The following is a 6,507-nucleotide window of genomic DNA, read 5'->3' on the forward strand; positions in this document are numbered from 1 at the left end:
CACTGACATCGACCGTCAGCATGACATTTGGCTGCACGGCCTCGGTGACAAATGGCGGCGCCTGACAGTAGTCATTCATTGCAGCATATGACAGCGCCCCTGTAAACAATGGGCCGCTGAGACCTAAAAAGACCACTAGCCAGCAGATTGTCCCGGAGAATCCTTTCATAACGCCTACTCCCTGATGAGGATTTTATGGATGATATTGTCGTTGCAATGGCTGCTGTCTATGGGAAAGCATTTCTTTTCACCGACGATAAAGAGCGAAGCGGCTTGGGGCGCGATTAGTTGAAACTGTCTTACGCCAGGACAACTGCCGGACTTCACATCCACTGTAACCATGCCTGTCTTGATATTCACATTCTTCACGACCCCGCACAGGAATAATTCATCCTTCGCAAGGGCTTCATAAGGAACAAGGCAGAAAGAGAGGAGTAAAAGCAGACAAATAAACAGATATCTGTTCGGTTCCATAAAACCTCCGTAAGCTTTGCTGATTTTATAAAGAAATTAAAGCAAGCCTTGTGCCAAAATTTTTGGTCAAAATTTTTTAGTGATTTCAAAATAAAAAGTAAGATTCGAAACTGTCATTGGGTAACTTTTTGCCCATATTGGGTAGCAAGTTACCGTAATTTTTTCGATGTCATCTCAGATAACGTGAAATCCTGGCATAGGCGAAACGCTGCCTGATCTGTATTCTTGCCTTGACATGGCATGCCCGATGTTATTTTATTAGAATATGTCTAGGAGATTGCGCCCCAAATTTGCCCCGTCAGACAAGGATAAGGCCCTGCCGGATGTGTCCCTTTCAAAAGACGGCTACGTCATCAAGGGCCGCATATGGATCGAGGGGCCGGGCGGGGAGACATTTCTTGGGTTCGGCAGGGTCACACTCCTTCAAAGGATAGCCGAGTACGGCTCCATATCGCAGGCTGCGCGTTCAATGGACATGTCTTACAAGCACGCTTGGGACCTCGTTGATTCCATGAATCGGGGCGCCGGACGCCTGCTTGTCGAGACCTCGACCGGTGGCAAGGGCGGAGGCGGGACGCGGCTTACGGACGCCGGCAGGGAGGCGATTCGTCTCTTTTGGGAGCTTTATGGTGAATTTAAGGCCTTTTTAAATGAAAAAACTGAGAAATTTATATTTTAGGTCTTAATGATATGCAGCTTCCGAAGATTGATTGGAGCAGGCTTTGGAAAGAGGCAAGGGCCAGGGAAAAGAGGCGCAAGGGACCGGATGTGTGGGACAGGCGCGCCCCATCTTTTGCAAAACATGCCTCAAAGAGCCCTTATGTAAGGGAGTTCATCAGGATCCTGTCGCCGGAGCCGTCCTGGAGTGTCCTGGATGTGGGCTCCGGACCGGGCACACTCGCGATCCCGCTGGCCGATAAGGTCAGGGAGATCACAGCGATAGATTTTTCCGGGGCCATGATTGAACTCCTAAAGAAGGAATGCGCCTGCCGCGGGATAAAAAACATAACGGCTGTCAAGGCCTCGTGGGAAGACGACTGGAATGCTGTCGGCATCCGGCCCCATGATGTGGCCATAGCCTCGAGGTCCATTGTCGTGGATGACCTCGAGGCCGCGCTTTTAAAGCTTGATGGCATTGCCAGAAAACAGGTCTATATCTCCGCCCCGGTTGGGGACGGCCCTATGGACAGGAGGCTCTTTGAGGCCGTGGGCCGGGATTTCCCCGAACGGCCCGACTACATATATGTCTACAATCTCCTTCATCAGCTCGGGATACTGGCCGATGTCACCTTCATTACCCTTCGGGACAAAAAGACATACGACAGCTTCGGCGAGGCATTTGAGTCGAATAAATGGATGTTTGATAATATCACGCCGGAAGAAGAAGAAAGGCTTGAAAACTACCTGAAAGACCACCTTGCGCCTGAAGGGGGAGGGCTTTCAATGTCATACGAACGCCTTGTCCGCTGGGCGGTCATAAGCTGGAAAAAACAAGCCTGACCAGCCTGCCCAAAATAAGTAGCTCGGATTCAAGACATATTCTCACGGTCGGCTTTTTGTCAAATGCCGGCAGTACAGGCAGTGTCGATATCTCCGACTTGAGGTAGCGGCCCTGTGCTGTCGCTAGATGGCGGTGGCTGCAGGTTGTTTGTTATCTGTTGATCTTGAATTTAGATGCTCAGAGCTATTGCATGTTACACTGAAAGTTAGCTAAATAAACTTTAGCCAGTTTTTGAGTTGAGAGGGGACGTCATGAATCCTTTTTTTGCCTTCTTTCTGGCGATGGTGTTTGCCTTGTCGGCCTGGTCAGGCGGGGCGGTTTATGCCGCAGGGCCCCAGCCTGCTGAAGACCTTGCCCACCTTATCGATGCAGCCCTGGCCAACAATCCTGAAATCAAGGCCTCAGAGGCCCGCTGGCAGGCCTATAAAAACCGTATCGCACAGGCCCGTTCACTTGACGATCCGATGCTGACGTTTAAGATACAAAATGGAGTACTGAAGACCCCTCTCGATTTCCAAAAAGACAGTATGACCGCCAAGGTGATAGGCGTAAGTCAGCAGATCCCGTTTTGGGGCAAGCGGGAGCTCAAGGGAGAGGCGGCGAGTCATGAGGCCGAGGCCTTAAAATGGGATGTCGATGAACGCAAGCTCGAGTTGGCCAGGATGGTCAAGGAGACTTGGTACCGACTTTATTATGTTGACAAGGCGACGGCCGTTGTCGATAACAATATAAAGGTGATCGGCGGCTTCATTACCATTGCCGAGACGAGATATGCGGTCGGCCAAGGGGTACAGCAGGATATCTACAAGGCGCAGGTGGAGCGATCCAAGATGCTCGACATGCGTATATCCCTTGAGCAGCAGCGGAAAAGCCTTGAGGCGACCCTCAACAACCTCCTCTATCGGCCAGCCGATACGCCGGTCGGCGCGATCCCTGACTTTGACCTGACGCCGCTCAATCTCTCAGCAGAAGAACTGCGAAAATAGGCCTATAAAGACCGACCGAAGCTCAAGGCCCTTCAGGCCCTGATCGAGAAGGCCAATGCGGGCTACAGGCTCGCAGAAAGGGAATTTTATCCGGACTTCAACGTATCGTTAGAATATATGCAGCGGGAACCGGCCATGGGCGGTGAGGGTCTTGATATGTATTCCCTTGGGCTCACCTTCAATCTGCCCGTGCGGCGCGCACGACGCTATGCAATGGCGGCCGAGGCCGCTGCAGAGGAGGCCGAGGCCAGGGCTGAATTGAACAGCCTTAGAAACGACATCGATTCCGGCATCGTAGATCTCCTCGCCCAAATGAAAAAGCGACAGAAGCTTATAACGCTCTACAAGACAGGCATCATCCCACAGGCCGAACAGGATCTGGAGTCCGCAACCATAAATTATCGGGTGGGCAAGGTGGATTTTTTGACCCTTCTGGACAGCCTGATGACCCTCTTCAACTATGAGCGTGAATATTATGAATCCATTGCCGATTACCAGATAAAGCTTGCTGGACTGGAGGCATTGGTTGGCAAGGAGCTGGGCAGACAAAATCAACCGTGAGGTCCTTCATCATGACCAATGGAAAAAAGATTGTGATATCCATGTTTATCCTCTCTATGCTCTTTCTAGGATGCTATCTTTGGCAACAGAAATGGCATATTCCATTCTGGCCAGGACAGGCAGGTGGGCAGACGGCGCAGTATTATTACACATGCCCCATGCACCCGTTTATTATCAGGGACAAGCCAGGAAACTGCCCGATATGCGGCATGACTTTGGTCAAGGTCAAGAAGGCGCCGGGCGTCCAGGCGGCCGCTCAGGCCGGCGCCAAGGTGGCTACAAAAGAGATGGCGGATTTGAGAGGGGTTTCTCTGTCACCAACCCAGATGGTCATGGCCAACGTTGCGGTCACAGAGGTGAAGCGGATGCCGCTTTCCAGAGAGATCGACGCCGTGGGCATCGTTACATATGACCAGGCGCGGCAGGCCAAGGTGACTTCGTGGGTGTCGGGGCGGATCGACAGGTTGTATGTCAACAAGGTGGGTGATTATGTCTCGGTCAAGAGGCCGGTGGCCGAGATCTACTCACCTGACCTTGTGTCGAGCCAGGAGGAATATTTACTTGCCGTCAGGAGCCGAGATCAGTTGAAAGATTCACCCATTGCGGCCATCTCCCAGGAAGGGGAAGGGCTTGTCGCATCCGCCAGGGAGAGGCTTAAGCTCTTTGGATTGAAGGACCAACAGATCAAGGCATTGGAAAAGGCGGGGCGGCCCGATATCCACCTCCCGATCTATACGCCCCTTTCCGGCGTTGTGATCGATAAGCTCGTCCAGGAAGGGCAGTATGTGAACGTGGGCGAACCCCTTTTCGATATTGCCGACCTCTCTACCGTCTGGGTCGAGATGGAGGTCTATGAAAACGAGTTTCCATTCTTTGAAGATCGGACAGGAGGCCGATATCGTTTCCCAATCTTTCCCAGGCAAGACCTTTCACGGCCGCATCTCTTACATCTATCCCTTTCTTGACCCGAAGACCCGCACCGTAAGGGCGAGGGTGGAGATACACAACCCAGGTCTGGAGCTGAAGCCCAATATGTTCGTTGACGTCTCTGTTAAGGCGCCTCTTGGCGAGGTCCTTGCAGTTCCGGTGACCGCCGTGATTGAGACAGGCAGACGTAAGGTGGTCTGGGTTGAGACGGGGCAGGATAGGTTTGTGCCGCACTATATCGAGACCGGTGTCAGGGCAAGAGGCTATGTCCAGGTCCTTTCCGGCCTCAAAGAGGGTGATATGGTCGCATCATCAGGCGGTTACCTGATCGATTCAGAGGCTCAATTGAGGTCGGGCAGTGGGCAGGGCTCCATGTCGGGGATGAAGATGCCCGGGGATGACAAGGGCGCATCTGCGCCAGCGCCGAAGCCAAAACCGAATCCCAAAAACGGCGATCTGAAGATGGATGGCATGAAGATGTGATTTTATCGGGCAAAAAGCAAAAAGGATAATTACCCCATGATCGAACGCATAATAGAATATTCCGCCCGAAACAGGGTCATCATCCTGATGATCTTTGCCCTTGTCATTGCCTGGGGGATCTGGGCGGTCTATCATACGCCTGTCGACGCCATCCCTGACCTCTCCGACAACCAGGTGATCGTATATACCGAATATCCGGGCCGTTCGCCCCAGGTGGTAGAGGACCAGGTGACCTATCCTTTGGTAGTGAACCTCCAGGGGCTTCCTATGGTCAAGGCGGTGAGGGCGTCGAGTGCCTTCGGCTTTTCTATGATCTACGTGATATTTGACGACAAGGCCGACATCTATTGGGCCAGGACCAGGGTGTTGGAACGACTCAATTATGCGGCATCGTTTCTGCCTCCAGGGGTCACGCCGACCCTCGGCCCCGATGGTACCGGCGTGGGTCAGGTCTTCTGGTACACCATCGAAGGCAAAGGCTATGATCTGGAAAAGCTCAGGACCATTCAAGACTGGTTTGTCCGCTATCAATTGGAAACCGTCCCTGGGGTGGCCGAGGTGGCCTCCATCGGCGGCTATGTGCGCGAGTACCAGATCGACCTCGATCCCAATAAGCTCCTTGCCTACAATATCAATATCAGGGATGTCGTAGATGCAGTTAAACGCTCCAACAGCGAGGTCGGTGGCCGGATACTGGAGCAGTCCGATGCCGAGTACCTGATCCGCGGTACTGGTTATGTCCAATCCCTTCATGACCTGGAAGATATTGTTGTGGGCGCTGATGCGCGCGGTACGCCGGTCTATGTGAAGAATCTGGGTGTTGTCCAGCTTGGCGGCGCCATCCGCCGCGGTCTTTTGGACGTAAACGGCAAGGGTGAGGCGGTTGGCGGGATCGTTGTCATGCGTTACGGAGAAAACGCCAAGGACGTAATCGACCGGGTCAAGGAGAAGATCAAGTCCCTGAAAAAGGGCCTCCCCCCTGGAGTGAAGATCGTCACCCGCTATGACCGGTCAGACCTCATCGAGCGCTCCATCCATACCTTGAAGCGGGCCCTGACGGAAGAGTCGATAGTCGTATCCCTCGTGGTGTTGATCTTCCTTCTCCACTTCCAGAGCGCCATGGTGATCGTCATCACCCTTCCCATTGCCGTCTTGATCTCCTTTATCGCCATGAAGCTCATTGGAGTCACCTCAAATATCATGTCGCTGGGTGGGATTGCCATCGCCATTGGCGTCCTGGTGGATGCCGGGGTGATCATGGTGGAAAACTGCTACCGGCACCTCACGGAACTCCCCCCTGAAGAACGGCGGGAAAGACGGCTGGAGGTCGTCATAGCTTCGGCAAAGCAGGTGGGCAGGGCCATCTTCTTTTCGCTGGCCATCATCGTCCTCTCCTTTGTCCCTGTCTTCATGCTTGAAGGGCAGGAGGGGAAGCTCTTTCATCCCCTAGCCTTTACAAAGACCTTTTCCATGATCGGTTCGGCGATGATCGCCATCACACTCGTGCCGGTACTGATGTACTACCTGATGCGCGGCAAGATGCCGCCGGAAAGCGCAAACCCGGTCTCCTCATTT

General features: G+C 53.2%; 7 protein-coding genes and 1 pseudogene. 7 read left to right on the plus strand and 1 reads right to left on the minus strand.

Annotated features, from left to right (window positions below):
- Nucleotides 1-174: 174 nt before the first annotated feature.
- Entirely contained in the window at nt 175-474 is a 300-nt protein-coding gene (locus ACP5SG_RS09055; RefSeq protein WP_237889237.1) for a hypothetical protein, read from the minus strand.
- Between the two features lie 265 nt (nt 475-739).
- Between ACP5SG_RS09055 and ACP5SG_RS09060 the strand changes: the two genes are divergently transcribed.
- From ACP5SG_RS09060 to ACP5SG_RS09090, 7 genes and pseudogenes are all read left to right on the plus strand, one after another.
- Nucleotides 740-1,153: a winged helix-turn-helix domain-containing protein gene (locus tag ACP5SG_RS09060; protein WP_428123781.1), complete on the plus strand. Its 414-nt coding sequence runs from the start codon at nt 740-742 to the stop codon at nt 1,151-1,153.
- Nucleotides 1,154-1,164: 11 nt separating this feature from the next.
- Complete coding sequence (locus tag ACP5SG_RS09065) at nt 1,165-1,974, plus strand: class I SAM-dependent methyltransferase (RefSeq protein ID WP_428123785.1); 810 nt, start codon at nt 1,165-1,167, stop codon at nt 1,972-1,974.
- A 252-nt stretch (nt 1,975-2,226) separates the two neighbouring features.
- Entirely contained in the window at nt 2,227-2,961 is a 735-nt protein-coding gene (locus ACP5SG_RS09070) for a TolC family protein (protein ID WP_424661575.1), read from the plus strand.
- A gap of 12 nt (nt 2,962-2,973) precedes the next feature.
- A pseudogene (locus ACP5SG_RS09075) lies at nt 2,974-3,522 on the plus strand (TolC family protein); the annotation flags it as partial.
- Nucleotides 3,519-4,487: an efflux RND transporter periplasmic adaptor subunit gene (locus ACP5SG_RS09080; RefSeq protein WP_428123789.1), complete on the plus strand. Its 969-nt coding sequence runs from the start codon at nt 3,519-3,521 to the stop codon at nt 4,485-4,487. The pseudogene ACP5SG_RS09075 and the gene ACP5SG_RS09080, both read left to right, overlap by 4 nt.
- Complete coding sequence (locus ACP5SG_RS09085; RefSeq protein ID WP_424661577.1) at nt 4,396-4,932, plus strand: efflux RND transporter periplasmic adaptor subunit; 537 nt, start codon at nt 4,396-4,398, stop codon at nt 4,930-4,932. The genes ACP5SG_RS09080 and ACP5SG_RS09085 overlap by 92 nt, the downstream gene beginning before the upstream one ends.
- A 36-nt stretch (nt 4,933-4,968) precedes the next feature.
- Nucleotides 4,969-6,507: efflux RND transporter permease subunit (locus tag ACP5SG_RS09090; RefSeq protein WP_428123793.1), on the plus strand; the 1,539-nt coding region annotated here is incomplete at its 3' end.

This window comes from Dissulfurimicrobium sp., from assembly GCF_049968175.1.
Taxonomy (GTDB): Bacteria; Desulfobacterota; Dissulfuribacteria; order Dissulfuribacterales; family Sh68; genus Dissulfurimicrobium; species Dissulfurimicrobium hydrothermale.